This is a genomic window from Candidatus Thorarchaeota archaeon, from assembly GCA_013388835.1.
GTDB lineage: Archaea > Asgardarchaeota > Thorarchaeia > Thorarchaeales > Thorarchaeaceae > JACAEL01.
In genome coordinates this window covers 1-1,285 of the sequence record JACAEL010000097.1, presented here as the reverse complement: position 1 = coordinate 1,285, position 1,285 = coordinate 1, and the positions used below count along the sequence as shown (strand labels likewise).

The following is a 1,285-nucleotide window of genomic DNA, read 5'->3' as shown; positions in this document are numbered from 1 at the left end:
CATTTATGGAGTTGTCAGAAAACGCTTGTTGTACATAGTTGTTTATGAAGTTGTTATGATAGATTGTGTTTGATCGAGACGCATTATTCAGATAGATGCCATATCGGCCGTTTTCTGCAAAGTTGTTGGCAATCACGTTGTTGTATGAAGATGAAAGAGATTGGATACCATGTCGGCCATTTTTTATCACATTGTTTTCAATGATGGCATTGTTTTCATTCCAGTGAAGCAAGATACCAAACATGGTGTTATTGCTCGCATTGTTTTTGCTTATTCTGTTATAGTCTGAATAGTCTATGGCTGCGATGCCAATCTCGTTTTCTCTCACGTTGTTTTCAGAAATGCTGTTGTATGAAGAGTAATTTAGAAAAATCCCATAGCCGAATGCTCTGATTCCAAAGTTCCTGATTGTCACGTTACTTCTACTGGTAAGGTTTATTCCTATGAAACCAGAAGCCCCTGAACCCACCAGCCAGTAGCCCGCTCCATCTATCACAATGTTATTTTGCATAACGATTAAGCCGTCGCCACTGAATGTGATATTCCTATTCAACGTGAAGTTTGACGATACTATAATCGGTGGTCCCTGTGCACTTACCAGTGGCAGATTAGCCACCGTACTCAACGTGCTTGCGATTATCACTGATAACATTATCCCAAGAATCTTTTTCTTATTCACTTCTTCCTTTCTCCTTTTTCTTTCTTTTCAGCCTTAACGCAGGCTTAAAGCGGTTTCCAGATTCCTGCAGAGCGTCACTCGTAGAGAGACACCTCTATTTGGGTGAATTTTTCTCAGCCTTTCTCCTCTACAAGTCTCGTAAAGAAACCTAGAAACTAGTTGTTCCCAAAGAAGCAAAAGGGGTTAGGACCTAATTAAATTTTGTGGAAAAATGTTTCATACAATTCGAATTATCCATTACTTTAGAGACTCTAGCTGTTATAACAACGATTAAAGTCTGCCTTCTCCATGTCAATACTTAAACTTCAATGAATAAATCTTAAATGGTTGGTGACGTTTAAGCGAGAACAGGTGAAACTGTCATGCTGTTTGAGTGCACCATATACCAGAAGCAAACTACGAAACATAGAAGTGCCAACCTTAAAGGGGTTCAGTTGAAATGGAGAGCTACGAATTAGTGATAATAGGCGCTGGCGCGGCTGGCTTATCAGCCGGAATCTACGGAGCGAGAAGCGGGCTAAATACCGTGGTTTTATACGACAAGATTGCTGGAGGCACGACAGCAGACGCTACGCTAGTTGAGAATTATCTGGGCTTCCAAAAAAT

At 40.5% G+C, this 1,285-nt stretch carries 2 protein-coding genes; one reads left to right on the top strand and one right to left on the bottom strand.

All coding sequences use genetic code 11. The features are described 5' to 3' along the window. The coding region (locus HXY34_14020) for a right-handed parallel beta-helix repeat-containing protein (GenBank protein NWF97250.1) at positions 1–679 on the bottom strand (679 nt) is incomplete at its 3' end. 439 nt (positions 680–1,118) lie between these two features. Between HXY34_14020 and HXY34_14015 the strand changes: the two genes are divergently transcribed. Continuing rightward, positions 1,119–1,285, top strand: a 167-nt coding sequence (locus tag HXY34_14015) for an FAD-binding protein (protein ID NWF97249.1), incomplete at its 3' end; no start/stop codon positions are given.